This is a genomic window from Catenulispora sp. EB89 (assembly GCF_041261445.1).
Lineage (GTDB): Bacteria > Actinomycetota > Actinomycetes > Streptomycetales > Catenulisporaceae > Catenulispora.
In genome coordinates this window covers 186,017-209,214 of record NZ_JBGCCU010000001.1, presented here as the reverse complement: position 1 = coordinate 209,214, position 23,198 = coordinate 186,017, and the positions used below count along the sequence as shown (strand labels likewise).

The 23,198-nt window shown below is 70.4% G+C and carries 28 protein-coding genes; 14 read left to right on the top strand and 14 right to left on the bottom strand.

The annotated features are described in order from the left end of the window. Nucleotides 1–107: 107 nt before the first annotated feature. Nucleotides 108–1,148 carry an NAD(P)-dependent alcohol dehydrogenase gene (locus ABH920_RS00970; protein ID WP_370345705.1) on the bottom strand — a complete coding sequence of 347 codons (1,041 nt, stop codon included), beginning with the start codon at nt 1,146–1,148 and terminating at the stop codon, nt 108–110. A gap of 123 nt (nt 1,149–1,271) precedes the next feature. Here ABH920_RS00970 and ABH920_RS00965 point away from each other — a divergent pair, with 123 nt between their 5' ends. After that, nucleotides 1,272–2,297 (top strand): endo alpha-1,4 polygalactosaminidase, encoded by a 1,026-nt coding sequence (locus tag ABH920_RS00965; protein WP_370345703.1) that lies wholly within the window; start codon nt 1,272–1,274, stop codon nt 2,295–2,297. 17 nt (nt 2,298–2,314) lie between these two features. On the opposite strand, the gene ABH920_RS00960 is transcribed toward ABH920_RS00965, so the two are convergent. From ABH920_RS00960 to ABH920_RS00950, 3 genes are all read right to left on the bottom strand, one after another. Further along, nucleotides 2,315–2,785, bottom strand: a complete 471-nt coding sequence (locus tag ABH920_RS00960) for a carboxymuconolactone decarboxylase family protein (protein ID WP_370345701.1) — start codon at nt 2,783–2,785, stop codon at nt 2,315–2,317. A 116-nt stretch (nt 2,786–2,901) separates the two neighbouring features. Then, a complete protein-coding gene (locus tag ABH920_RS00955; protein ID WP_370345699.1) occupies nt 2,902–3,600 on the bottom strand; it encodes an alpha/beta fold hydrolase in 699 nt (232 codons plus the stop codon). A 57-nt stretch (nt 3,601–3,657) separates the two neighbouring features. Further along, nucleotides 3,658–4,230 carry a DUF4188 domain-containing protein gene (locus ABH920_RS00950; RefSeq protein WP_370345697.1) on the bottom strand — a complete coding sequence of 191 codons (573 nt, stop codon included), beginning with the start codon at nt 4,228–4,230 and terminating at the stop codon, nt 3,658–3,660. A gap of 119 nt (nt 4,231–4,349) precedes the next feature. Here ABH920_RS00950 and ABH920_RS00945 point away from each other — a divergent pair, with 119 nt between their 5' ends. Continuing rightward, complete coding sequence (locus ABH920_RS00945) at nt 4,350–5,036, top strand: MerR family transcriptional regulator (protein ID WP_370345695.1); 687 nt, start codon at nt 4,350–4,352, stop codon at nt 5,034–5,036. On the opposite strand, the gene ABH920_RS00940 is transcribed toward ABH920_RS00945, so the two are convergent. Next, nucleotides 5,033–5,956 (bottom strand): LLM class flavin-dependent oxidoreductase, encoded by a 924-nt coding sequence (locus ABH920_RS00940; protein ID WP_370345693.1) that lies wholly within the window; start codon nt 5,954–5,956, stop codon nt 5,033–5,035. The two genes, ABH920_RS00945 and ABH920_RS00940, sit on opposite strands and share 4 nt — an antisense overlap. Nucleotides 5,957–6,179: 223 nt before the next feature. Here ABH920_RS00940 and ABH920_RS00935 point away from each other — a divergent pair, with 223 nt between their 5' ends. From ABH920_RS00935 to ABH920_RS00925, 3 genes are read left to right on the top strand one after another with little or no spacing between them, the layout of a single operon-like run. Next, nucleotides 6,180–7,085 carry a S41 family peptidase gene (locus ABH920_RS00935; protein WP_370345691.1) on the top strand — a complete coding sequence of 302 codons (906 nt, stop codon included), beginning with the start codon at nt 6,180–6,182 and terminating at the stop codon, nt 7,083–7,085. Between the two features lie 43 nt (nt 7,086–7,128). Further along, nucleotides 7,129–7,482: a YciI family protein gene (locus ABH920_RS00930; protein WP_370345689.1), complete on the top strand. Its 354-nt coding sequence runs from the start codon at nt 7,129–7,131 to the stop codon at nt 7,480–7,482. A 40-nt stretch (nt 7,483–7,522) separates the two neighbouring features. Next, nucleotides 7,523–8,776 (top strand): RNA polymerase sigma factor, encoded by a 1,254-nt coding sequence (locus ABH920_RS00925; protein ID WP_370345687.1) that lies wholly within the window; start codon nt 7,523–7,525, stop codon nt 8,774–8,776. Here the strand turns inward: ABH920_RS00925 and ABH920_RS00920 are convergent. Genes ABH920_RS00920 through ABH920_RS00910 form a run of 3 tightly spaced genes read right to left on the bottom strand, consistent with a single transcriptional unit; the run spans nt 8,764 to nt 11,338 of the window. After that, a complete protein-coding gene (locus ABH920_RS00920) occupies nt 8,764–9,516 on the bottom strand; it encodes a MerR family transcriptional regulator (RefSeq protein ID WP_370345685.1) in 753 nt (250 codons plus the stop codon). The two genes, ABH920_RS00925 and ABH920_RS00920, sit on opposite strands and share 13 nt — an antisense overlap. A gap of 50 nt (nt 9,517–9,566) precedes the next feature. Further along, nucleotides 9,567–10,355, bottom strand: coding sequence for an ABC transporter permease (locus tag ABH920_RS00915; protein WP_370345683.1), 789 nt, complete (start codon nt 10,353–10,355; stop codon nt 9,567–9,569). A 44-nt stretch (nt 10,356–10,399) separates the two neighbouring features. Continuing rightward, nucleotides 10,400–11,338: an ATP-binding cassette domain-containing protein gene (locus ABH920_RS00910; RefSeq protein ID WP_370345681.1), complete on the bottom strand. Its 939-nt coding sequence runs from the start codon at nt 11,336–11,338 to the stop codon at nt 10,400–10,402. A 147-nt stretch (nt 11,339–11,485) separates the two neighbouring features. Between ABH920_RS00910 and ABH920_RS00905 the strand changes: the two genes are divergently transcribed. From ABH920_RS00905 to ABH920_RS00895, 3 genes are read left to right on the top strand one after another with little or no spacing between them, the layout of a single operon-like run. Further along, entirely contained in the window at nt 11,486–12,382 is an 897-nt protein-coding gene (locus ABH920_RS00905; RefSeq protein ID WP_370345679.1) for an RNA polymerase sigma-70 factor, read from the top strand. 58 nt (nt 12,383–12,440) lie between these two features. Next, nucleotides 12,441–13,448, top strand: coding sequence for an LLM class flavin-dependent oxidoreductase (locus ABH920_RS00900; RefSeq protein ID WP_370345677.1), 1,008 nt, complete (start codon nt 12,441–12,443; stop codon nt 13,446–13,448). Then, entirely contained in the window at nt 13,388–13,927 is a 540-nt protein-coding gene (locus ABH920_RS00895; RefSeq protein WP_370345675.1) for a DUF6882 domain-containing protein, read from the top strand. The genes ABH920_RS00900 and ABH920_RS00895 overlap by 61 nt, the downstream gene beginning before the upstream one ends. Here ABH920_RS00895 and ABH920_RS00890 read toward each other — a convergent pair. After that, a complete protein-coding gene (locus ABH920_RS00890; protein ID WP_370345673.1) occupies nt 13,908–14,426 on the bottom strand; it encodes a hypothetical protein in 519 nt (172 codons plus the stop codon). The genes ABH920_RS00895 and ABH920_RS00890 overlap by 20 nt on opposite strands. 468 nt (nt 14,427–14,894) lie before the next feature. Between ABH920_RS00890 and ABH920_RS00885 the strand changes: the two genes are divergently transcribed. Then, complete coding sequence (locus tag ABH920_RS00885) at nt 14,895–15,470, top strand: DUF1062 domain-containing protein (RefSeq protein ID WP_370345671.1); 576 nt, start codon at nt 14,895–14,897, stop codon at nt 15,468–15,470. An 81-nt stretch (nt 15,471–15,551) separates the two neighbouring features. Here the strand turns inward: ABH920_RS00885 and tuf are convergent, their stop codons facing one another. The 3 genes from tuf to ABH920_RS00870 form a co-directional block, all read right to left on the bottom strand. After that, the gene (gene tuf / locus ABH920_RS00880) at nt 15,552–16,748 is read right to left on the bottom strand and encodes an elongation factor Tu (protein WP_370345669.1); all 1,197 of its coding nucleotides are present in this window, start codon (nt 16,746–16,748) and stop codon (nt 15,552–15,554) included. Between the two features lie 160 nt (nt 16,749–16,908). Then, nucleotides 16,909–17,055, bottom strand: coding sequence for a hypothetical protein (locus tag ABH920_RS00875; RefSeq protein ID WP_370345667.1), 147 nt, complete (start codon nt 17,053–17,055; stop codon nt 16,909–16,911). A 43-nt stretch (nt 17,056–17,098) separates the two neighbouring features. After that, nucleotides 17,099–18,085, bottom strand: a complete 987-nt coding sequence (locus tag ABH920_RS00870) for a helix-turn-helix transcriptional regulator (protein WP_370345665.1) — start codon at nt 18,083–18,085, stop codon at nt 17,099–17,101. A gap of 85 nt (nt 18,086–18,170) precedes the next feature. On the opposite strand from ABH920_RS00870, the gene ABH920_RS00865 reads away from it, so the two are divergent. Further along, complete coding sequence (locus tag ABH920_RS00865) at nt 18,171–18,704, top strand: VOC family protein (RefSeq protein ID WP_370345663.1); 534 nt, start codon at nt 18,171–18,173, stop codon at nt 18,702–18,704. A 6-nt stretch (nt 18,705–18,710) separates the two neighbouring features. Here ABH920_RS00865 and ABH920_RS00860 read toward each other — a convergent pair whose 3' ends face one another. Further along, the gene (locus ABH920_RS00860) at nt 18,711–19,136 is read right to left on the bottom strand and encodes a winged helix-turn-helix transcriptional regulator (protein ID WP_370345661.1); all 426 of its coding nucleotides are present in this window, start codon (nt 19,134–19,136) and stop codon (nt 18,711–18,713) included. A 133-nt stretch (nt 19,137–19,269) separates the two neighbouring features. On the opposite strand from ABH920_RS00860, the gene ABH920_RS00855 reads away from it, so the two are divergent. Continuing rightward, nucleotides 19,270–20,139 carry an aldo/keto reductase family oxidoreductase gene (locus ABH920_RS00855; protein ID WP_370345659.1) on the top strand — a complete coding sequence of 290 codons (870 nt, stop codon included), beginning with the start codon at nt 19,270–19,272 and terminating at the stop codon, nt 20,137–20,139. A gap of 18 nt (nt 20,140–20,157) precedes the next feature. On the opposite strand, the gene ABH920_RS00850 is transcribed toward ABH920_RS00855, so the two are convergent. Further along, nucleotides 20,158–20,787: a TetR family transcriptional regulator gene (locus ABH920_RS00850; RefSeq protein WP_370345657.1), complete on the bottom strand. Its 630-nt coding sequence runs from the start codon at nt 20,785–20,787 to the stop codon at nt 20,158–20,160. A 113-nt stretch (nt 20,788–20,900) separates the two neighbouring features. On the opposite strand from ABH920_RS00850, the gene ABH920_RS00845 reads away from it, so the two are divergent. From ABH920_RS00845 to nth, 3 genes are all read left to right on the top strand, one after another. Then, the gene (locus tag ABH920_RS00845) at nt 20,901–21,770 is read left to right on the top strand and encodes an oxidoreductase (RefSeq protein ID WP_370345655.1); all 870 of its coding nucleotides are present in this window, start codon (nt 20,901–20,903) and stop codon (nt 21,768–21,770) included. 99 nt (nt 21,771–21,869) lie between these two features. Continuing rightward, nucleotides 21,870–22,352: a hypothetical protein gene (locus ABH920_RS00840; RefSeq protein ID WP_370345653.1), complete on the top strand. Its 483-nt coding sequence runs from the start codon at nt 21,870–21,872 to the stop codon at nt 22,350–22,352. A gap of 88 nt (nt 22,353–22,440) precedes the next feature. Then, complete coding sequence (nth, locus tag ABH920_RS00835; protein ID WP_370345651.1) at nt 22,441–23,196, top strand: endonuclease III; 756 nt, start codon at nt 22,441–22,443, stop codon at nt 23,194–23,196. Nucleotides 23,197–23,198 lie beyond the last annotated feature (2 nt).

The following is a 23,198-nucleotide window of genomic DNA, read 5'->3' as shown; positions in this document are numbered from 1 at the left end:
AACACTAGTCAACCGTTACGCGGGCCGTGATCGGCTCGCCCGACTCCGGGAACGCCGACGGCCCGGCCTCCCACAGGAGGTCGGGCCGTGTTTTACAGCTAGTTCAGTCAGGCCAGCGTCGAGATGTCGATGACGAACCGGTACCGCACGTCCGAGGCGAGCACCCGCTCGTACGCCTCGTTGATCTGCTCGGCCGGGATGGCCTCGATCTCGGCGCCGATCCCGTGCTCGCCGCAGAAGTCGAGCATCTCCTGGGTCTCCGCGATCCCGCCGATCAGCGACCCGGCCAGGACCCGCTGACGGTTCAGCAGGCGGATGTGCAGGCTGCTCTCGTCCGGCGGCGAGCCGACGTTGATCATGGCGCCGCCGACGGCGAGCATGCGGAGGTAGTCGTCCATCGGCAGCGGCGCGCTGACCGTGCTGAGGATCAGGTCGAAGGCGCCGGCCAGTTCCTCGAAGGTCGCCGGGTCGCTGGTCGCGCGGTAGTCACTGGCGCCGAGCGCCAGGCCCGCTTCCTTCTTGGACAGGCTCTGCGAGAGCACGGTCACCTCGGCACCGAGCGCGCGGGCGATCTTCACCGCGACGTGGCCGAGCCCGCCGAGGCCGACCACGGCGACCTTCTTGCCGGGGCCCGCGCCCCAGCGGCGCAAAGGCGCGTAGGTCGTGACGCCCGCGCACATCAGCGGTGCGGCGGTGTCCAGCGGCAGCGCGTCCGGGACGTGCAGCACGAAGCGCTCGGTCACCACGATCTGCGTGGAGTAGCCGCCCTGGGTGATGGCGCCGTCGAAGTCGGTGTCGCCGTAGGTCCAGACCGCCTTGACCGAGCAGAACTGCTCCTGGCCGCGCACGCACGCGTCGCATTCGCCGCACGAGTCGACCAGACAGCCCACGCCGACCCGGTCGCCCACCGCGAACCGCGTCACCTCGGCCCCGACCTCGGCGACCACGCCGGTGATCTCGTGGCCCGGCGCGAGCGGGTAGTGGGCCTCGCCCCATTCGCCGCGGACCTCGTGGATGTCCGAGTGGCAGATGCCGGTGTACTTGATGTCGATCCGGACGTCGCGGGGCCCGACCTCGCGCCGCTCGATGGTGAGCGGCTGGAGCGGGGCGGTCGGGGAGACGGCGGCGTAGGCGTTCACGGTAGGCACAGGATCATCAAACAATCAGATCGGCTGCTCGCACCAATCGTGCGGGCCGTCGCGGTCCGGTCACCCGGCTAGCATCGCCGTGTCGCGTGGGACGCGCGGTGGTGTGAGGGAGAGGTGGGGCGGATGCGCGGGGTCACGATCGCGGTCGCGGCAGCGGCTGCGGTGCTGGTGATGGCGGGCTGTTCCAGCGGCGGCGGGTCGACGCCGCAGGCCGCGGCGGGGAATTCGTCGTCCGTGCCGAGTTCGTCCGCGGGTTCGCCCACGATGTCGGCGGATCCGAGCGCTTCGTCGTCGACGTCCACATCTGCGAGCGGGCGTTCGTCGTCTGCTGCTTCGTCTGCGTCGTCCGCATCACATGCGCCGTCGTCGTCGGCGGGCAAGCCGTCCACCGCGCCGAGCAGTGCCGCCGCTCCCGCTGCTCCCGCCGGATCGGCCGCGCCGCCGCCGACCGGTGTGAAGTGGGACTACCAGATCGGCGGCGCCTATCCCCCGCCGTCCGGCGTGCGCGTCGTCTCCCGCGACAGCTCCGCGTCGCCTGCTCCGGGGCTCTACAACATCTGCTACATCAACGCGTTCCAGGCGCAGCCGGACGCCACCGGCTGGTGGCAGAGCAACCATCCGGATCTGTTGCTGAAGACCTCGTCCGGCGCGCCGGTGATCGACCAGAACTGGAACGAGCAGCTGCTCGACGTGTCCACCGACGCCAAGCGCGCCGCGCTCGCGCAGGTCGAGGGCGGATGGATCGCTAGCTGCGCGGCCAAGGGTTTCCAAGCCATCGAGCCCGACAACCTTGACTCGTACTCACGCTCCCAGGGCTTGCTGACCGCCGACAACGACGTCGCGATGGCCACGCAGTTGGCGCGGCTGGCGCACGCCAAGGGACTGGCGATCGCGCAGAAGAACACCACGGAGTTCCTGTCGCGCGCGCACCAGATCGGTTTCGACTTCGCAGTCTCCGAGCAGTGCGGGGACTACGGCGAGTGCGGCGGGTATGCGAGTACGTACGCGAACCACGTCGTGGACGTCGAGTACGACGACTCGGGATTCACCAACGCCTGCCGCGATGACGGCGGGAAGATCGCGATCGTTCTGCGCGACCAGAACGTGAGCGCGGCCGGCAGCTCGTCTTACGTCTACAAGACCTGCTGACCTGCCGGTCGCCGCGGTCACCACTGGCCGGGCTGGTAGCTCCCGGCCGGGGTGCGGGCGATGACGTTCATCCGGTTGTAGGCGTTGATCAGCGCGATCGTCGACACCAGGCCGGCCAGCTGCTCTTCGTCGAAGTGCTTGGCGGCGTTCGCCCACACCTCGTCCGGGACCCCGCCGGCCGCGTCGGCGACGCGCGTGCCCTCCTCGGCCAGCTCCAGCGCGGCGCGCTCGGCGTCGGTGAACACCGTGGCCTCGCGCCAGGCCGCCACCAGGTTCAGGCGCTCGGGCTGGTCGCCGGCGTGGACGGCGTCCTTGTAGTGCATGTCGGTGCACATGCCGCAGCCGTTGATCTGGCTGGCCCGCAGCAGGACCAGCTGGGTCGTGGCGTAGGGCACGCCGGAGTCGCCGGCCGCCTTGCCCGCCGAGTTGATGTACTTGCTGAACTTCTGGCCGGTGGCGGTGCCGTAGTAGTTGAAGCGGGCTTCCATGGTGTGTGCTCCTCGGGTCTCGCGGTTGCTTTCGTTACGTAGACCCGTGGCGCGCAGGTGTTGTGACAGCGGTGCGGGAGGATCTGATGTGACCTGCGTCACTGCCTCTCAGGCGGTCATAGTCCGGCTTCCACGCGATAGCCCTCCAGCCGTCGGACGAGCTCTTCGGGGTGCGCCAGCGGTTCCAGGTGACCGCCTTCCATCTCATCCGGGGCGAAGCCCAGCCGCTCCCGCACGACGCGGCGCTGGAAGTCGATCGGGAAGAAGCGGTCGTCGCGGCCCGCGAGGAAACGGATCGGGAGATCGGCCGGCAGCGCCGGCATCGGCGGCGGCGCGAAAGGCCGGTCGCTCTGCGGGATCTCGCCGCGCTCCCAGGCCTCTGCCACGACGTCGTCGGGGACGTCGTGGAAGAAGACCACCTTCAGATCGGCGTCCGGCGGCAGGCCGAGGCCCGCGTCGCTGGCCTGCCGGTCCCGGGTGTAGTCGGTCGCCTCCCACCACTCGCCGGGCGTCTCGCCCTCCTTCGGCGCCATCGCCGAGAGGAAGACCAGGAGTTTCACCGGAACCCGGTGGGTCAGCACGGTCCCGGTGAAGCTGCCGAAGGACTGCGCGACGACGATGAGGTCGTCGGCGGCGGCGCGGTCGCCGAGGGCTGCGACGACGGCGTCGGCATACTCCGGGATCCCCGCCTCGTTGTCGGAGATCGGCAGGTCGGGGGCGACGACGTCGTGCCCTGCCGCGCGCAGGAGCGGGGCGACGCGGTGCCACAGCCAGGAGTCCGAGGACGCTCCGTGAATCAAGACGTAGGTAGCCACGTCTCCAACGCTAGCCGCGAACTCTGACAAAACCGGCGGGTCGCGACGGGGCGCGCCTCAGTGCTTGGTGATTGCGGCGAACTGCGGGTCCTCGCCCTTTACGTAGCCGAGGCCGTCCGGTCGGTTCATCACGGCGTCCAGGCCACGGAAGGCGCCGATGCCGGTCGGAGGCATGTCGCCGTACAGGCACTGATACGAGCCCGCGCGGACGGACAGCATCTCGTGCCAGATGCCTACCGCTCCGTTGGCTCGCATATAGCGGGCCATGAAGCGGTCCTGCGCAGGGCGATGCGTGCGGCTCTCGTCATGGGAGAACGCGCGGATGTCGCCGGCGCGGCGCCAGTACTGCACGACGGTCACCTGGCCGAACCAGGGACCCCACAGTATGCGGTAGCCCAACAGAGGGCTGTCGGGATCCTTGCGCAGTTCCCTGAGCATGCGCGGCATGGCGCGGAAGACCGGGATCCAGTGGTGGACGGCCCACCACTTGTTGATGCGCGCGCCGATCAGCAGTACGGCGATCGGCTCGGTGTTGTCGGCCATGAAGCGGCCGCGCATGCGCTTGCGGGGGTCCGGCGCGCCGGGCGCGGACCGGCTCCAGTGCATGGGCATCGGGTTCTGGACTGGCATACGGTACCCCCATCGAGACGTGCTCCGGGCGGTGCGTGGCAGGAGGATAGTTGAACTATCCTTCTGGCTCAGGGTAGAACCCGGCGCGACGGCTGTCGAGACCCGGAGCGGGAGATGACGTGCACCTGGCGGAGTTGAGTCGACGCAGCGGTGTGTCGGTGCCGAGCATCAAGTTCTACCTGCGCGAGGGGCTGGTGCCCGCGGGCGTGCCGGTGTCGGCGCGCAAGGCGGAGTACAGCGACCAGCATGTGCGGCGGCTGCGTCTCGTGCGGGCGATGCTCACCATCGGGAAGATGTCGGTCGCCCAGGTGCGGGACGTCCTGGCGGTGGCCGACGACCCGGCCTTTACGCGCCACGAACGCCTGGGCATCGCGCAGTACATGCTGCCGCCGCATGTAGAGGCTCCCGCAGAGGACGCGGAGGAGCGCGCGGCGTGGGACGAGATGCGGGCGCTGATCCGCGACGAGCTGCGGGCGCTCGGATGGCGCTTCCAGGACATGGCGCCGGCGCTCGACTTGCTGACGCAGTCTGTGGTGACGCTGCGGGACCTCGGCTATAAGGCCTCTGTAGAGCATTTGCGCGGGTACGCCAAGGCGATTCACCCCATGGCCGAGACGGAGTACGCCACGATCGGCGAGTACGAGCAGATCGAGGAGGCGATCGAGGCGACGGTCGCCTACACGGTGTTGGTCGAGCCAGTGCTGTTGGCGCTACGGCGGTTGGCGCATGAGGACGTGTCGTCGCGGCTGCACTATGGGGACGGTGACGGCGCCGCCGACGATGATGGCGGGGAGCACACGGCCTAAGCGGGCGTCGCCTTAGCCAGCGCCTCGCGCACCCCGGGTGCGATCTCCTCCGCCCACAGCGCCGACGCGTGCTCCACCGGCACATCACCGACCGGGAAGTAGGTGAAGCCGCCCGCTCCGTGCTCCAACACCGCGCCGGTCAACTCCGCGACCCACTGCGCCACCGACCCCCCGAGCCAACGGCCGTCCTGGTCGCGCGTGCTCGCCAGCGGCGTAGCACTGATGCGGCCGGGCAGGTTGTAGATCGTCGCGACGGCATGTGGATCGCGGCCCACGGCCCGCGCGGCCTCGTCGATGATCGGCCGCGACTCGCGGTAGCGCACGCTCAGCCAGTCGGCGGCGTGGCCGGGAATCCAGCCGTCGGCCTGCCGCCCGGTGACCGCCAACGACTTCGCCCCGACCGAGCCCGTCCAGATCGGCGGCGCGGCCACCGCCGCCGGCTCGACACGGTCCAGGTGGTAGAACTCCCCGTCGAAGGTGACCGGATCACCACCGCCGGTCAGAGACCTGATGACGGCGAAGGCCTCCTCGAAGGCGCGCACCGCCTCGCCACCACTCAGCCGCGCGAAACCCAGGCGCGCGATGTCGTCCCACGAACCGCCGGCTCCCAACCCCAGAACCACACGGCCACCGGTGAGCGCGGACAGCGAGGTGACAGCGCGCGCCAGCATCGGAGCGGGCCGCGTCGGCAGATTGCTGACGTTGACCATCCCGCTGATCCGCTGCGTACGCCCGAGAAGCACGCCGACGAGCGAGTACGCGTCGAGCATCCGGCCGAGGTAGGGATGGTCCGAGACGGAGAAGTGGTCCAGCCCCGCTCGGTCCGCGCCGGCGACGATCTCCCCAGTCTGCGCGATGTCCTGTACCGCGTTCGACACTCCGATGCCGAACCGGACGGTGTTCTCGGTGTTCTCAGCCATGGGTCCTCGCTTCCCCGTGCCAGCTAGTTCGCTATACGAACCTAGTCGTTCGTGATGCGAACTTCAACGGGGACACAAAAAAAGCGGAACGCGCCGCGCCGATCGGGGGGTGCGGCGCGACGCGTTCCTTCGGACACGGTGCCGGGCCTGAGCCCTCTCCCCTGTGCCTTGTAGAAGAGGCGTCTAGTGATCGAAATGCGTTACACCCCTATGATCACCTGCCATGATCCTGGAGCCGAAGGTCCTCGAAGCCGCGCTGGTCCGGTTCGAGGCGGAGTACATCGACCCCGACAAGGCGGCCGGGGCCGCCGCCGAGATCCGGCGTGCTGCGGCGGCCGGCGAATACGCCGAGTTGGACGGCGCCGCAGCGTGTGCGGCCGTGACCAAAGTGTTCGCGGACGTCTGTCGGGACAAGCACCTGCGGCTCATATGGAGCGAGGAGCCCGAGCCGCTCGACGAGGACGACGAGGAGGCCGGCGCGGCCATGTTCGCCGCGCTGTGCCGTGAGCACAACAACGGCGTCCGCAAGATCGAGGTCCTCGACGGCGGCATCGGTTACGTCGACCTGACGCTGATCCCGACCGCCGAGGCTGGCGGCGCCACCATCGCCGCCGCGATGCAGCTGGTCGCCGGCACCGGCGCCCTCATCCTGGACCTGCGCAGCACCATCGGCGGCTCCACCGACGGCGTGCAGCTGTGGTGCAGCTACCTGACCCGCGGCGCCGACACCCTCCTCACCACCTCGCACTCCACGGTGAAGGGGACGCGCCAGTACTGGACGCTCGGACACCTCGACGCCCCGCGCTACCTCGACCGTCCCGTTTACGTCCTCACCGGTGCCCGCACCTTCTCCGGCGGCGAAGACCTCGCCTACACGCTCCAGAGCCTGCGGCGCGCGACGCTGGTCGGGGCCACCACCCGCGGCGGTGCGCATCCCACCGACTGGTACCAGCTCACCGAGCACGTGACGGTCACCGTCCCGAACTGCCGCTCCGAGAGCCCCTTCACCGGCACCGACTGGGAGGGCGTCGGCGTCGCCCCGGACGTCGCGGTCGCGGAGGACGAAGCACTCGCCGCGGCGATCGAGCACGCGCGGCTGTCGATCGCCACCGATGCGGATCGTCCCTAGTAGTGAGAGGGTCGAAGACCGGCCCGCCATGAAGGGAACGCCGATGTCCAAGTACATGCTCCTCATCTACGGCGACGAGCAGCAGTGGGAGACCATCTCCGCGGAGGACATGGCCGAGATCGACGCCGGCCATGTCGCCTTCCAGAAGCGGGCCGGCGACCGGATCCTCGCCTCGGGCCAGCTGGAGCCGTCCTCGACGGCCACCACCTTGCGCGGCGACGGCGAGGCGCCCGCGGTGACCGACGGCCCGTTCCTGGAGACGAAGGAAGTCCTCGGCGGCTTCTACCTGATCGAGGCCGCCGATCTCGACGAGGCCGTGGCCCTGAGCCGGGAGCTGGCGGAAGTCCGGCACGCGCACTCCGGCGTCGAGATCAAGCCGCTCGTCCACCACGGCTGAGACGGCTGAGACGGCTACCACGCCCGAGAGGAGACACACGGTGAGCACCCCCGGCGACGCCGTCGCGGCCGCTCACCGTGCCCACTGGGCCGGCGTCCTGGCCGCGACCGTCCGCATCACCCGCGACCTCGACACCGCCGAGGAATGCGTCCAGGACGCCTACGCCCAAGCCCTGCGCACCTGGCCGTCGGGCGGCGTCCCGGACCATCCGGCCGCGTGGCTGCGCACGGTGGCCGGCAACCGGGCCCGCGACCTGCTGCGGCGCGAATCGGTGTGGCGGCGCGCGATGCCGCTGCTCGTCGAGGAAGCCACCGCTACCGCCCCGGACCCGCAGGACGCGGACGAACCGCCGGCCGTCGCCGACGACACCCTGCGGCTGATCTTCACCTGCTGCCATCCCGCGCTTTCCAGGGAAGCCCGTGTCGCCCTCACGCTGCGCCTGGTCTGCGGCCTGTCGACGGCCGAGGTCGCCCGGGCCTTCCTGGTCCAGGAGAGCACCATGGCCGCGCGCATCACCCGCGCGAAGAAGAAGATCGCCGCGGCCCGCATCCCCTATCGCGTGCCGACTGCCGAAGAGCTGCCCGAGCGGGTCTCAGCGGTCTGCGACGTCGTTCACCTCGTCTTCACCACCGGGAGCAACGCGCCGGTCGGGGAGACGCTGGTCCGCGACGATCTCGTCGGCTCCGCGGTCGGCTTGGCGCGGACGCTCCACCGGCTGCTGCCGGTCGCCGAGCCCGCCGGCCTGCTGGCCCTGCTGCTGCTGATCGACGCGCGGCGCGCGACGCGGACCGACGACGACGGCCGTCCCGTCCTGCTCGAAGACCAGGACCGGTCGTGGTGGGACCGCGAGATGATCACCGAGGGGATCGACCTCCTGACGGAGTCCCTTCGCGCCGGTCCCCCGACCCGCTACGCGGTCCAGGCCGCGATCGCCGCCGTCCACGCGGAAGCCGCCACCTTCGAAGCGACCGACTGGTCGGAGATCGTCTCCCTCTACGACGTCCTGCTCCGCCTGTGGCCCTCGCCGGTCGTCAAGCTCAACCAGGCTGTGGCCCTCGGAATGCGCGACGGTCCCGAGGCCGGCCTCGTCGCCCTCGACCGCTTGGCCGCCGAGCCCGCGCTGGCGACCTACCGCTATCTCAGCGCGGCCCGCGCTGACTTTCTCAGAAGGCTGGGGCAGTGGCCGGAAGCCGTCACCGCCTATGAGGAAGCTCTGGTGCTCACCGACAACGAAGCCGAGCGCGCGTTCCTCACCAGACGCCTTGCCGAGGTCCGGCGGAGTCAGGAGGCCTGAAGCCGCCGACCGACCATGTCGTGCAGGCGTATCCAGGCCGGCGAGTAGTCGTTGACGTACGCCGCGAACAGCTTCTGTTCCTCCACGGACAGCACCTTCTCCATCCGCAGTTCGTCGGCTTGGTCGCCAGCTTCGGCCAGCTGCGCCCGGAACCGCTCGACCATGGTGTCCGCCAGCGCCTCCAGCCGGGGATCGTCGACTTTCCAGTCGTGCGCCTGGTCGTAGACCACATAGAAGGCCCGGTACTCGGGGTCGTCCAAGTCGGCACGCTTCTGCGCTATCCAGCGCGGTGCCAGCTGCGGATACGCCGCGGCCAGCATCACCCAGCCGTCGCGCTCCATCAGCACCCCGCGCTCGCTCACCCCGGCCGCCCGCAGTTCCTCGATGTACTCGGCGATCTCCGGCGGGAGGAACAGGCGCTCGCCGGAGGCCAGCTGGGCGACCCGGCGGCGCCGCTCCTTCAGCTCGCGGATCTGCTCCTGCATCGAGCGGTCGATCTCGTCGACCGCCTCGGCGAAGCTCTCGGTGTCGGCGGCCAGCAGCTCCTCGATCCGGGCCAGCGGGACCCCGGCCTCGGCCAGGGTCTTGACCCGGATCAGGTCGATCACCGCCCGCGCGTCGTAGCGGCGGTAGCCCGAGTGGTCCCGCTCCGGCTCGGGGAGCAGGCCGCGCTGGTGGTAGTGCCGCACGGCCCGCACCGTCACCCCGACGTAGTCGGCGAGCTGGCTGATGGTGAGCATCAGGGTCCTCCCGGGCCGGCCCGGCCGCCGGGACGCGATCATGAGCGCCATCAGTGTGCCTGAGGCTTCCGGAACGACGCCACCGCCCAGGCGTACCCGCCGGCCGCGATCACCGCGCACCACACCAGGCAGATCACCGCGTTGTGCCCGATCGGCGCGCCGGTGAGCAGGCCCCGCACGGTCTCGATGGCCGGTGTGAACGGCTGGTACTCGGCGAACTGGCGCACCCCGACGGGCATCGACGAGGCCGGCGCGAACGCGGATCCGACGAACGGCAGGAACACGATCAGCATCGGCGCGTTGCTGGCGGCTTCCGGCGTCGGGGACACCAGGCCCATGGCCACGGCCATCCACGTCAGCGCGATGCTCAGGATCAGCAGCAGGCCGCCGGCCGCCACCCACTCCAGCGCCGAGGCGTGCGGCCGGAAGCCGAGCAGTACGGCCGCGACGATCACCGCCCCCGTCGACACCACTGTCGTCACCACGCTGTTGAGGACGTGCGCGGCGAGGATCGCGACCCGCGATATCGGCATGGTCCGGAAGCGGTCGACGATCCCCTCGGTCATGTCCACGCAGACCGCGACCGCGGTGGCCATGCTGCCGGAGGCGACGGCCGTGATGATGATGCCCGGCGCGATGTAGCCGATGTATCCGCCGGAGTGTGCCCCGGATGCCAGGCCCTTGCCCAGGGTCTTGCCGAGGACGCCGACGAACAACAGCAGCATGATGACCGGGCCGAAGACCGATCCGAGGGTCATCGAGGGGTAGCGGATCGTGTGGCGCAGGTTGCGGCGCAGCAGGGTGCGGGTGTCGGCGAGGGTGTGGCTCTTGGTGGTCATGGCAGGCTCCTGAGACGAGTGGAAGGGGTGGAGAAGAACAGGGCTCACGCGTTGCCGGTCAGCGCGAGGAAGACGTCGTCGAGGTCCGGCGTGTGCACCGAAAGCTCTTCGGCGGCCAGGTCTGCGGACGTCAACAGGTCCAGGACGGTCCGTAGCGAGTCGAAGCCGCCGTCGCTCGCGACCTGCACGGTGAGGGCGTCTTCGTCGACGGAGTCCGCGCCGAGCGCGACGGCTGCCGCGGTGAGCCGGGCGGGGTCGGCGAACCGCAGCGTGATGTGCCCGCCGGGGATCAGCCGCTTCAGCTCCGCGGCCGTGCCCTCGGCGACGATCCGCCCGCCGTCCAGCACCGCGATCCGGTCCGCGAGCTGGTCGGCCTCCTCCAGGTACTGCGTCGTCAGCAGGATCGTGACGCCGTCGGCGACCAGCTCCCGCACGATGGCCCACAGCTCACGGCGGCTGCGCGGGTCCAGGCCGGTGGTCGGCTCGTCGAGGAAGATCACCCGCGGGTCGCCGACCAGCGTCATCGCCAGGTCCAGCCGCCGGCGCAGGCCGCCGGAGTAGGTGGACAGCGGCTTGTCGGCGACGTCGGTGAGGTCGAAGCGCTCCAGCAGCTCCGCGGCGCGGGCCCGGCCGGGGCGTCGGCCCAGCCGGTACAGGTCGGCCATCAGGATCAGGTTCTCCCGCGCGGTCAGCAGGTTGTCGACCGCGGAGAACTGGCCGGTCACCCCGATCGCCGCGCGCACCGCCTCCGGCGCCTCGGCCAGGTCGTGGCCGGCGACCGAGACCCGGCCGCCATCGGCGGCGATCAGGCTGGACAGGATGCGGACCGTCGTGGTCTTGCCGGCGCCGTTCGGGCCGAGCAGGGCGAAGACCGTCCCGGCCGGGACGCTGAGGTCCACGCCGTTCAGAACGGCCTTCTCACCGAAGGACTTGCGCAGGTCGGAGACGCTGATCGCGGGGGAGGCGGTTGCTGTCGTCGTCATGACGGCAATGCTGGAAGGTTGACCCTGCGTCAGGGTCAACGCGCTTCCGATCCGATGTGACGCACGTCACTCTGAGGGCACGTCACAACCGCGCGGTTCGTGGAGTCCCGTGTAAAAGTACTCGCGAGCGAACAGGTAGGTGCCGTCATGAGTGAGGAACCGTCGGGGCAGTCCGCGACCGAGACCTTCGTCGCCCATCGCAACCTGCTGTTCACGGTCGCCTACGAGATGCTGGGCTCGGCCGTCGACGCCGAGGACGTGCTGCAGGAGACCTGGCTGCGCTGGACCACCGTCGACCTGGACACGGTGCGGGACCGGCGGGCGTACCTGGTGCGGATCACCACCCGGCAGGCGCTGACCCAGCTGCGGAAACTCGGGCGGCGCAAGGAGTCCTATGTCGGGCCGTGGCTGCCCGAGCCGCTGTTGACCGCGCCGGACGTGGCCGAGGACGTGGAGCTGGCCGACAGCGTCTCGATGGCGATGCTGCTGGTGATGGAGACGCTGACGCCCGCCGAGCGCGCGGTGTTCGTGCTGCGCGACGTGTTCGGTCTGGAGTACGACGAGATCGCCGAGGCCGTCGACAAGACCCCGGCCGCGGTCCGGCAGATCGCGCACCGGGCCCGCAACCACGTCGCGGCGCGGCGGCCGCGCGGCGTCACGTCCAAGGCCGAGCTCCTGGGCGCCACCGAGGCGTTCCAGAAGGCGGTCTCCACCGGCGACCTGCAGAGCCTGTTCGACCTGCTCGCCCCGGACGTCGTCTTCATCGGCGACGGCGGCGGCGTCGTGCAGGCCACGCCGGTGCCGCTCCAGGGCGCGGACGTCGTTTCCCGGTTCCTGGCCGACGGCCTGTCCCATCTGGCTGGTCTCGTCACCATGGAGACGGCGTACGTCAACGGCGGCCTGGGAGTGGTCCTGCGGGTCGGCGGCGTCATCGACACGATCGTGGCGATGCACACCGAGAACGGCCTGATCACCGGGATCTACGTGGTCCGCAATCCGGAGAAGCTGTCGCGGGTCGAGGAGGAGACCGCGATGGCGCGGTGAGCTGCGTCATTCCCTGCCGGGAATTGAGACGCCGCAGCCGCCCGGAGACCATCGGGGCATGGACATCGGTGTGTTGCTTCCGACCGGCGAGGCGCAGTGGGAATCCGGGGACGATCCGCGGGACGTCGTCGCGCTGGCGGTGCGGGCCGAACAGCTCGGGTTCTCCTCGCTCTTCGTCAACGATTCGCTGATCAGCCCGCGCGTCGAGGCGCTGACCATGCTCGCGGCCCTCGCCCCGGCGACCGAGCGCGTCACGCTCGGGACCGGTGCGCTGCTGCCGTTCCTGCGGCGGCCGGTGCAGGCCGCGCAGTCGCTGGCCTCGATCGACCTGCTGTCCGGCGGCCGGCTGGCGGTCGCGGTCGGCGCCGGATTCCCGGGGCGGTTCGGACAGCCCATGTACACGCTGTCCGAGCTGCCGTGGGAGCGCCGGTTCCGGCGCCTGGACGAGACGGTGGCGCTGTGGCGCGCGCTCTGGGCCGGGGACACGGCGTTCCACGGCGAGCTCATCCACTTCGACGACCTGCCGCCGGCGACGAAGCCGTTCCGTGCCGGAGGACCACCGATCTGGTTGGGCGGCGCGACGCCTGCGGCCCTGGCGCGCACGGCCAAGCTCTACGACGGCTGGCTGCCCTACCCGCCGGATCCCGCCGACTATCGCAGTGGTCTGGCGACGATCCGCGAGACCGCGCTCCGGGAAGGCCGCTCGGCCGAGGCCGTCACCCCGGCGCTGTTCGTGACGGTGCGCGTCGACACCGACGAGGCGGCGGGGCGCGCGCAGCTCGACCGCTACTCCCGGGCCAACTACGGCATGCCGCTCGCCGACCTGGAGACCATCCAGGCCGTCGTCACCGGCACCGCCGAGCAGGTGACGGCCGGGCTCGGCGGCTACGTCGCCGCCGGGGCACGCCACCTGGTGCTCCGCCTCGGCGCGATCGGCCTGTCCGCCCAGCGGGAACAGCTCGACGCCGTCGCGGCCCTGGTCGGTCGCCTGGCAGACTGCGCCGCATGGGACCTTTCCATGGCGGCACCGATCCCGGGCCGGGACAGCCCGAGACCTCGGATCTGAACACCCTGCTGCTCCAGGGCGAGGACATGATCGAGCAGCTCGGCGCCGCGCACGCCAAGGCCTGGGGCCTGGGCACGGCCGACCGCTGGGACCTGGACCAGCGGACCGGGCTGATCACCTGGACGTTCCCGGACAAGATCGCGACCGCTCCCGCGCAGATCCTCGGCAGCTTCAACGCCGAGGCCGAGTCCTGGCTGTGGGCCTGGGCGAACGACAGCGTCCTGCCGGAGATGAGCCGCGACGCCTGGGCCGTCCACGAGTGGGGCCAGGCGCACGGCCACCGCGCGCTGATTGAGCCCAAGGTGCACGGCGACGCCAGCACGGCCGGCGCGCTGGTCGCGGTCGCGGTGCGGATCACGCGCGCGACCGGGTACCACAAGGGCGGGACCGGCGGCGCGATCCCGATCATCACCTTCGGGCCGGTGACGCTGACCTCGAAGGACGGCGGGACCCGGACGGTCACGGTCGAGATCGGCTGACGGCCTGCTCGATCCACTCGGCGACGGCTTGCTCGGTCACCCGGACCCGGTCTTCCGGAGCCGCCTTCTTGATCAGGGTACTGGCACGCTGCGCCTGTTCGGTGGTCAGCAGCCATCCGATCAGGAGCATCGGCAACACCAACCGGCGCGCGACGAGTTCGCCCTCTGATGTGACCTGAGGCCGCCGTACGACCGAGACGTTGACCCGGACCCCGTGTTCGTTGCCCGGTTGCGCGCCCGGACGGTCCGTCTCGATCGCGGCGTAGCGGAAGCCGTGCGCGAGATCGCAGGCTGCGCATCCGACCGGTCCCCGGCTCAGCCGCTCGCCGCATTCGGGGCAGGCCAGACGGTCGTAGGCGGCGTCCACGACGCGCCAGTCGTGCCTGTCGGGCTCGGCCGTGACCATCTCGGCGAGCGCCTTCTCCTCGGCGGCATCGACGGCATCGATGTTCCAGCGCGCCAGGAACAGCGACCATTCTGCTTCGACGATGGCGTCCACCAGCTCACGACATGTGCCACACGCAGGCGCACCGCCGTACTCATAGCCGCCGCACTCCGCGCAGCGTCGCAACGGCGCGCCGACGGCGGGTCTGGTCATGGACCGCAGCCTCGTCGCCGAGGGACTGCGGCGCAACGCAATAAATCGCTGGCCACGCCAAATCCTCCGGCGTTAGGCTTACGCCGATATCCGGGATGGGCCGAAGTTCGGCGAACCGGGCCGCTGCGTCAAAGGTAGGCCGTTGTACACCAGCTGAGACGTTCATCGCGTCGAGACGACACACCGGACCCGTCAGGGGTCCCCGGCCGCGCAGCGCTGTAGCGCCACGGCCGCGGTTGTGCGTGTCCTCGGCAGGTCATCGGCGTCCGGCTGCCCGGCTTCCAGGCACCCGTAGGTCGATCCGGTGCTGCGCGCTCGCGCGCGGCACCGACGTCTCACGATGATCTCGCAGCAGATCGGTCTTTCCTGGTGCTCGAAAACACCTTCGTCGTGCGCGCCACGACGCACTGGCGCGTACGCCCGACCGCCCTCCCGACCATCCGGCGCCGTTGCCGGGCCTGCCCTTCCACGGAGTTCCAGACCCAAGGGCGCTTCCGGGTCAACGCGAACCACAAGCTGCTCGACGTCTGGCTGCTGGCGCTGTGCGCGCAGTGCGGCGAGACGATCAAGCTGACGGTCATGGAGCGGACCCACGTCCGCTCGATAGACCCGGACATGCTGAGCCGGTTCCACGAGAACGACGCCTCGCTCGCGGCGCGGCTGCTCACCGATCCCCAGCTCCCGCACCGCAACGACGTCGCGCTCGACTGGAGCGACGCGTGGCGGCTGGACATGGATCCCTTCGAGTTGCCGAAGGCGGACGTCCTGGACGTCCGTGTCGAGTTCACGCATCGCATCCCGCTGCGGGTGACGACGGTGATCGCGACCGGGCTGGACCTGTCGGGATCCGAAGTCGCGAAGCTGATCGCGACCGGCGGGATCACTTCCGACGACAAGCTGACCGGACGCAGGGCGAGCGATTTCGGCTTCGTCATGCGCTGGTAGCGAGTGCGGAAACGCCGCTCGCGGCCCGATCGACGTCATCGATCGGGCCGCGAATCGGCGGCCCGCTACCGGTCTGCTCGCCTACTCCACCAGCTCCAGCACGGTCCCGGCGCCGACGGTCCGGCCGCCCTCGCGGATGGCGAACCCGAGGCCGGGCTCCATCGCGACGCCGTGCCCGAGCTCGACGGTCATCGTGACCCGGTCGCCGGGCAGCGCGAGGCCGTCCGGGCCCAGGTCCACCGCCCCGACCACGTCGGTGGTGCGGAAGTGGAACTGCGGCCGGTAGCCCGCGCCGAACCCGGTGTGCCGGCCGCCCTCGGCGGCGGAGAGCACGTACACCTCGGCGCGGAACCGGCGGTGCGGCCGGATGCTGTGCGGGGCGGCCAGGACCTGGCCGCGCCGGATCTGCTCCCGGCGCACGCCGCGCAGCAGCAGCGCCGCGTTGTCCCCGGCCTGCGCGGCCTCCATGGTGCGGCCGAAGGTCTCGATGCCGGTGACCACCGCGGTGAACGCCTCGCCGTGCCCGGTCACCTCGATCTGCGCGCCCAGCGCCAGCGTGCCGCGCTCGACCGCGCCGGTCACGACCGTCCCGCGGCCGGTGATGGTCAGCACGTTCTCCACCGGCATCAGGAACGGGGACTCCAGGTCCCGGACCGGGTCCGGGACGGTGGTGTCCACCGCGTCCAGCAGGTCCAGGACCCGCTGCGTCCACACCGGGTCGCCCTCCAGCGCGCGCAGCCCGGACACCCGGACCACGGCCACCTCGTCGCCCGGGAAGCCCTGCGCGGTCAGCAGGTCCCTGATCTCCAGCTCCACCAGGTCCAGCAGCTCCTCGTCCTGGACCAGGTCGGCCTTGTTGAGCGCGACGACCACGTGCGGGACGCCGACCTGCCGCGCCAGCAGGATGTGCTCCCGGGTCTGCGGCATCGCGCCGTCCTGCGCCGAGACGACCAGGATCGCCCCGTCCACCTGCGCGGCGCCGGTGATCATGTTCTTCACGTAGTCGGCGTGCCCGGGCATGTCGACGTGCGCGTAGTGGCGCTGCTCGGTCTCGTACTCGACGTGCGCGATGTTGATGGTGATCCCGCGACTGATCTCCTCCGGGGCCCGGTCGATCCGGTCGAAGGCGACGTAGTGGTTGGCGCTGCCGGAGCCGGCCGACCGCTCGGCCAGGACCTTGGTGATGGCCGCGGTCAAGGTGGTCTTGCCGTGGTCGACGTGGCCCATCGTGCCGATGTTCAGATGCGGCTTGGTGCGCGCGAACTGCTGCTTGGACATGGTGAATCCCTGAAGCTGGTGCGGGCAGGCGGCATCGCCTCGGTCCCGCTGGAGAGTCGGCTGATCGACGGCCCGCACGCGCGCCAGCCGAGGCGCGCGGGGCCGGAGAACCGGAAGGGGAGCCACCCTCCCCGCTCGGTTCCCGCCGGGGCGGGGAGGGTCAGCTTCGGACGCCGATGAGTGCGGCGGCGGTTGCGGATGCCGCAACGCCTGCCGATGCCGCGATGACCGCGAACGCCGCGACGACGGCAGCCGGAACCGGCAGGGCGATGCCTGCTGCGGTCGGCGCGAACGTCGTCGGGAACACGCGTTCATGATGACCGCGGCCCGGTGGTTTGTATAAGGGTTTTCTATCGGTGCGAGCGGGTGATCCGGCCGGCCAGCGCGTCGAGGTGGGCGACGAGCTCCGGCGGGCCGTGGACGTGGAAGTCGGTGTCCAGGGACAGCAGGCGGGTCGCCAGCCATTCGACCGTGTCGGGGTGCGAATGCCAGCGGCATGTGTCGCCGGTGTCGGTGTCGGTGTCGCTGTTGTCGTTTTCGCTGAGCGTGCCGTCCCCGAGGTGGTCTCCGAGCCGGGCGGCGATCACGGTGCGCGAGGCGTAAAGGGTGACGTCGGCGCTGAAGGTCGGCGCCATGTCCAGGATGCGCGCTCGCAAGAACTCCTCGACTCCCTCGGCAGGAGGCCTGCGCTGTTTGAAGCGAGCACCAGTGGCCTGTATCTCGGTCATCCGGTCCACCCGGAAGGTGCGCCAGTCGTCGCGGAGCAGATCGAATGCCAGCAGGTACCACTTCCGGCCGGCGGCGACGAGGCGGACCGGTTCCACGTGCCGCGCCGCCGTGCTCCCGTCCTGATTCCGGTAGTGGAAGCGCAGGCGTTCTTGGTTCGCGCACGCCGAGGTGATCGCGACCAGCGCGCCCGGAGGGACCGGTGCGGCCGGCGCCAGGACGAACGGCAGCGTCGTGGCCACCAACGTCGACACCCGCCGGCGCAGTCTCGCGGGCAGCACCTGCGCGAGCTTGGCTGTGGCGCGCACCGCCGGCTCGTCCAGTCCGCTGACGGCCTGCCCGGCGATCGTGGCCAGGCCCACGGCGATCGCCACCGCTTCCTCGTCGTCGAGCAGCAACGGCGGCATCGCGGAGCCGGCGACCAGCCGGTATCCGCCTTGGCCGCCCTCCACCGCCTCCACGGGATAGCCGATGTCCCGCAGCCGTTCGATGTCGCGGCGCACGGTCCGGCCGCTCACCTCCAGGCGGCGCGCCAGTTCGCTGCCGGGCCAGAGCCGGGGCGTCTGGAGCAATGACAGCAGGGACAGCAGGCGTGCGGTGGTGTCGGGCACGTCTCGAACTCTATGTCGCGACTAGGACGGAACCTGACCTATACGGCTCCTACCGTGAAGGGACAACCTCGTGAAGGGAAACGCCATGACCACCACTCCCAGCGGATACACCACCGTCGCGCCGTGGATCGTCACCACGGACACCGGAGCGCTGCTCGACTTCGTGACCGCCGCCTTCGACGGCGTCGAACTCGGCCGCGTTCCGCTGGAGGACGGCAGCATCGGACACGCCGAGATCCGGGTCGGAGATACCGTGTTGCTCGCCTTCGACCAGCGCGCGGACTGGCCGGCCATGCCGTCGCTGCTGAGGGTCTTCGTGCCGGACGCCGACGCCGCGTTCGCCGCCGCGCTGAAGGCCGGTGCGCAGGAAGTGACCGCGTTGAGCAGCAACGCTTTCGGCCAGCGTGGCGGCCGGATCCGCGATCCGTTCGGCAACATCTGGTGGGTCACCGCGATCGTCGAAACCGTTGCCGCGGAAGAGGGAATGCGGCGCCTGGAGGAGCCGGAGTACCAGGAGCAGATGCGCCATGCCCAGGAATCGCTCGACGCGGAACTCAGCGGCCGTTCCGTAGGACAGGCGAGCCCCGTCGCCGGACTCCGCCTCAATCAGGCGCGGTGATCGGTCTCAGGATCCTTGTTCCGCGGCGCCGTCGTCGTAGGCCGCGCGGTTGGTGAGGACATCGTCCATGTGCGTCTCGGCCCAGCTCTTGATGCCCCGCACCATCTGTTGCAGCGACCGGCCGAGATCGGTCAGTTCGTAGGTGACCGTGACCGGCACGGTCGGCGTCGCCTGCCGCGTGATGAGGCCGTCGCGCTCCAAGGAGCGCAGCGTCTGAGTCAGCATCTTCTGGCTGACGCCGGCCAGCAGGCGCGACAGTTCCGAGTAGCGCATCGGCCGGGGTTCGTCGTCGTTGCCGAGGGCACACAGGATCAGCGCGACCCACTTGTCGGAGATCCGGTCGAGCAGCTTGCGGCTGGGGCAGGCCGCCAGGAAGGCGTCGTACTCCGCCTTGGCCTGGGCCCGCTGTTGGGCCGCCGTCATCGTGGCCATCGCGCCGCTCCTTGCACTCGTGGGTCCCTTACGCACTTCGAAGTGCGTACTTCCTGTCGGGAAGTTGCCTATCCATACTGAAGCAACAGCCCATCGGGCACCACTTTCCCGGCACTCTACGAAAGACACAGGCATGAGCACGCTCTCCTCGCTTCCCGGCGGCACCTGGACCCTGGGGGACCTGACCGTCACCCGCTTCGGCTACGGCGCCATGCAGCTGGCCGGGCCCGGCGTCATGGGACCGCCCGCCGATCCCGACGGCGCGCTCGCGGTCCTGCGTGAGGCCGTCGATCTCGGTATCACCCACATCGACACGGCCGACGCGTACGGCCCGCAGGTCACGAACCGGCTGATCCGCGAAGCGCTGCACCCCTATCCGGAGGCGCTGCACATCGTGACGAAGGTCGGCGCGACCCGCGACGCGCAGGGAGGCTGGCCGCCGGCGCGGGAGCCCGAGGCGCTGCGCCGTGCCGTGCACGAGAACCTGGAAACCCTCGGCCTGGACGCGCTCGACGTGGTGAACCTCAGGCTGGGCAACGCCCAAGGGCCGCAGCCCGGCTCGCTCGCCGAAGCCTTCGCGGCGCTCGTCGACCTCCAGCAGCAGGGTCTGATCCGGCACCTCGGCGTGAGCAACGCGACGGCCGAACAGGTCGCCGAAGCGCGCGCGATCGCGCCGATCGTGTGCGTGCAGAACATGTACAACCTTGCCTACCGGCACGACGACGAGCTGATCGAAACGCTCGCCGTGGCGGGCATCGCCTACGTGCCCTTCTTCCCGCTCGGTGGTTTCAGCCCACTGCAATCCTCGGCGCTCTCGGCCGTCGCCGACCGGCTCGGCTCGACGCCGATGTCGGTGGCGCTGGCATGGCTGTTGCGGCGTTCGCCGAACATCCTGCTGATCCCCGGCACCTCTTCTGCGGCGCACCTGCGCGAGAACATCACCGGCGCGGGACTCAGCCTCAGCGACGACGATCTCGCCGAGTTGGACAAGATCGGTCGCTAGCTTCAGTCCCGTTCGGTGTTAGTCCTGTGCGCGCGGTTCGGTGAGGCGCCGCAGCGTTTCGACCAGCGAGGCGCGATGCTCGCTCAGCCGGGACTGCGCCGTCGGATCGCCGCCGTCGGCCAGGGCTTTCAGGGCCGGCGGCGCGTCCAGCCAGCTCTCGGTGACGCGCAGGACGATGGCGAACAGGTCGATCGCCGGAAGGCTGTCGTCGAGGCGGCCCTCGCGCTGCGCGGCGGCGACGGCGTCCACCTTCGCCCGGTAGCTCTCGGCCTCGGTCTGGCTCCAGTGCTCGGTGCGCTCGAAGCGGCGCCAGGCGGCCAGCCGGGCGGCGTCGGGGTGGGCCGCCATGTAGTCGAATCTGGCCGCGCCGAAGGCCGCGAGGTCTCCGTCGACGAGCGGCGTCTGCTCGGCGAGCTCGCCGATCTGGCGTCGCAGCACGGCTTCGAAGACCGCGTCCTTGTCGCCGAAGTAGACGTAGAGCAGGCGCTTGTTGGCCCCGGCACGCTCGGCGATGCGGTCGATGCGGGCGCCGGCGAACCCGTACTCGGCGAACTCCGCCGTCGCCGCGGCCAGCAGCAGCTCCGTCGTCGCCGCGGAGTCGCGAGGGCGGGGGGCGGGTGCGGGCGTGCCGCTCGATGGCCTGGTCACGGCGGTCAGTCTAGGCGAAGTAACTAACTTTTGACTTACCCGGGGCGGCGGCCTAGTGTGTAACTATCCAGTTAGATACCTCTGGCCCGCACCGCTTGAGAGGACGCCCCACCATGGCGAACAGCGCCGCCCTCACCGCCATCACCCTCGCCGACGACCTGACCCTCACGCGCATGGGCTACGGAGCGATGCAGCTGGCCGGCCCCGGCGTCTTCGGCCCGCCGAAGGACCGCGGCCAGGCCGTCGCCGTGCTGCGCGCGGTCGTCGAGGCGGGCATCACCCACATCGACACCAGCGACTTCTACGGCCCGGCCGTCGTCAACGAGCTGATCCGGGAAGCGCTGCACCCCTACCCCGCCGACCTGCGGATCGTCACCAAGGTCGGCGCGCGCCGGGACGCCGCCGGCGGCTGGATCCCGGCCCAGGAGCCGGCCGCCCTCAAGGCTCAGGTCCACGACAACCTCCGGCATCTGGGCCTGGACACCTTGGATGTGGTGAACCTGCGCACTCCGTCCATGGAAGGCGGCAGCACCGCGTCCATCGCCGAGCAGTTCGGCGCCCTGGCGGAGCTGCGCGAGCAGGGCCTGATCCGCCACCTCGGCCTGAGCGGCGTCAGCGGCGTCCAGCTCACCGAGGCCCAGGGCATCGCGCCGGTGGTGACCGTGCAGAACCTGTACAACCTGGCCAACCGCGCCGACGACGCGCTGCTCGACCGCTGCGCCGCCGAGAACATCGCCTACGCGGCGTTCTTCCCCCTCGGCGGTTTCAACTCCCTGCAGTCCCACACACTCACCGACGTGGCGAAGCGCCTGGACGCCGCACCGCAGCAGGTGGCGCTGGCCTGGCTGCTCCAGCGTTCCTCGTCCACGGTCCTGATCCCCGGCACCTCCTCGCCGGCCCACCTGCGCGAGAACATCGCCGCCGCGGCACTGGTGCTCCCGGCCGACGCGGTCGCCGAGCTCGACGCCATCGGGGGCCGCTGACCCGGCACCTACTGACCCGACGCGCGCCTGCGGGTATTTATCCGGCCCCCGAAGTCGATCACCGTTTGTAGGCTGCCGCGAACAAAAAGGGGGTACGGCGTGGAGACCGTCGAGAAGATCCGGCAGCTCATGGCGGACGACCTGCAGCCGCAGGAGAAGGTGCTGTACGGCACGCGCGGCATGCGGTTCGGCGAAGTCCGCAAGGCGATGATCGGCGGCGCCCTGGGCATCGCCGGAGCGGCCGCGGCCGCCGCGGTGGCCGCCACCTCGAAGCGCGCCGCCGTCCCCGGCACGAGCATCCACGTGCCGAAGCGGTTCTACTTCGGGCTGACCAACCAGCGCCTGCTGGTGTTCGCCTCCGGCGGCGCCCTCGTCGCCAAGCCGAGGGAACTGCTCCTCACGTACTCATACGACCAGGTCGCCTGGATAACCGATGAGCTGATCCCGGGCGTGGCGCAGGCCTACCGGGTCTCCATCGGCATCGTGGACACCGGCGTGCTGAACCTCGAGTTCGCCCGACTCCAGGTCGCCGACGCGCGCCCGATGGTCAGCCGGGTTCGCAGCGACATGCCGAAGGACTGACTCGCGAGCCCTTCCGACCGAGGAACCGCCGAGTGACGACTGCGGGTTCACACCCGTCTCTTAGGTCCACCGGCTTACAGTGGAGTCCATGACCCGAGCCGCGGCTGACGTCTCCGACGTGACGAAGGTGAAGCCGGAGACCCACACTGCGCTGGTCAGGCGCGCCCGGAAGATCTACCGCGAGCTCAGCGACGTGTACCCGTACGCCAAGTGCGAGCTCGACTTCGAGGACCCCTACCAGCTCCTGACCGCCGTCATCTTGTCGGCGCAGTCGACCGACGTCGGCGTGAACAAGGTCACCCCCGCGCTCTTCAAGCGCTACCCGACCCCCGCCGATCTGGCCGCCGCCGATCCCGAGGAGCTCGAGGCGCTGATCAAGCCCACCGGCTTCTTCCACAACAAGGCCAAGTCGCTGCTGGGCATGTCCCGGTCCGTGGTGTCCGACTACGGCGGCGCGGTTCCGGGGAAGCTCAACGAGCTGGTGAAGCTTCCGGGGGTGGGCCGCAAGACGGCGAACGTCGTCCTCGGCGACGCGTTCGGCGTCCCCGGCATCACCGTCGACACCCACTTCGGGCGCCTGGTGCGCCGTTTCGGGTGGACCAGCCTCGAGGATCCGGTGAAGGTCGAGCACGCCATCGGCGAGCTGTTCCCGCGCAAGGACTGGACGCTGCTCTCGCACCGGGTCATCTACCACGGCCGGCGGGTCTGCCACGCGAAGAAGCCCGCGTGCGGCGCGTGCCCGATCGCGAAGCTGTGCCCCAGCCGGGGGATCGGGGAGCAGGACCCGGTGAAGGCGGCGGCGTTGCTCAAGTACAAGCCGGGGGAAGGCGGTCTGCCGCTGTGAGC

Excerpts from the sequence above, each read along its gene's own strand:
- ABH920_RS00935 (WP_370345691.1), top strand. The coding sequence starts at position 6,180 with ATGATCCTGGAGCCGAAGGTCCTCGAAGCCGCGCTGGTCCGGTTCGAG.
- tuf (WP_370345669.1), bottom strand. The coding sequence starts at position 16,748 with ATGTCCAAGCAGCAGTTCGCGCGCACCAAGCCGCATCTGAACATCGGC.
- ABH920_RS00965 (WP_370345703.1), top strand. The coding sequence starts at position 1,272 with ATGCGCGGGGTCACGATCGCGGTCGCGGCAGCGGCTGCGGTGCTGGTG.
- ABH920_RS00895 (WP_370345675.1), top strand. The coding sequence starts at position 13,388 with ATGGGACCTTTCCATGGCGGCACCGATCCCGGGCCGGGACAGCCCGAG.
- ABH920_RS00845 (WP_370345655.1), top strand. The coding sequence starts at position 20,901 with ATGGCGAACAGCGCCGCCCTCACCGCCATCACCCTCGCCGACGACCTG.
- nth (WP_370345651.1), top strand. The coding sequence starts at position 22,441 with ATGACCCGAGCCGCGGCTGACGTCTCCGACGTGACGAAGGTGAAGCCG.
- ABH920_RS00900 (WP_370345677.1), top strand. The coding sequence starts at position 12,441 with ATGGACATCGGTGTGTTGCTTCCGACCGGCGAGGCGCAGTGGGAATCC.
- ABH920_RS00915 (WP_370345683.1), bottom strand. The coding sequence starts at position 10,355 with ATGACCACCAAGAGCCACACCCTCGCCGACACCCGCACCCTGCTGCGC.
- ABH920_RS00905 (WP_370345679.1), top strand. The coding sequence starts at position 11,486 with ATGAGTGAGGAACCGTCGGGGCAGTCCGCGACCGAGACCTTCGTCGCC.
- ABH920_RS00910 (WP_370345681.1), bottom strand. The coding sequence starts at position 11,338 with ATGACGACGACAGCAACCGCCTCCCCCGCGATCAGCGTCTCCGACCTG.
- ABH920_RS00865 (WP_370345663.1), top strand. The coding sequence starts at position 18,171 with ATGACCACCACTCCCAGCGGATACACCACCGTCGCGCCGTGGATCGTC.
- ABH920_RS00940 (WP_370345693.1), bottom strand. The coding sequence starts at position 5,956 with ATGGCTGAGAACACCGAGAACACCGTCCGGTTCGGCATCGGAGTGTCG.
- ABH920_RS00930 (WP_370345689.1), top strand. The coding sequence starts at position 7,129 with ATGTCCAAGTACATGCTCCTCATCTACGGCGACGAGCAGCAGTGGGAG.
- ABH920_RS00950 (WP_370345697.1), bottom strand. The coding sequence starts at position 4,230 with ATGCCAGTCCAGAACCCGATGCCCATGCACTGGAGCCGGTCCGCGCCC.
- ABH920_RS00960 (WP_370345701.1), bottom strand. The coding sequence starts at position 2,785 with ATGGAAGCCCGCTTCAACTACTACGGCACCGCCACCGGCCAGAAGTTC.
- ABH920_RS00860 (WP_370345661.1), bottom strand. The coding sequence starts at position 19,136 with ATGGCCACGATGACGGCGGCCCAACAGCGGGCCCAGGCCAAGGCGGAG.
- ABH920_RS00855 (WP_370345659.1), top strand. The coding sequence starts at position 19,270 with ATGAGCACGCTCTCCTCGCTTCCCGGCGGCACCTGGACCCTGGGGGAC.
- ABH920_RS00920 (WP_370345685.1), bottom strand. The coding sequence starts at position 9,516 with ATGCTCACCATCAGCCAGCTCGCCGACTACGTCGGGGTGACGGTGCGG.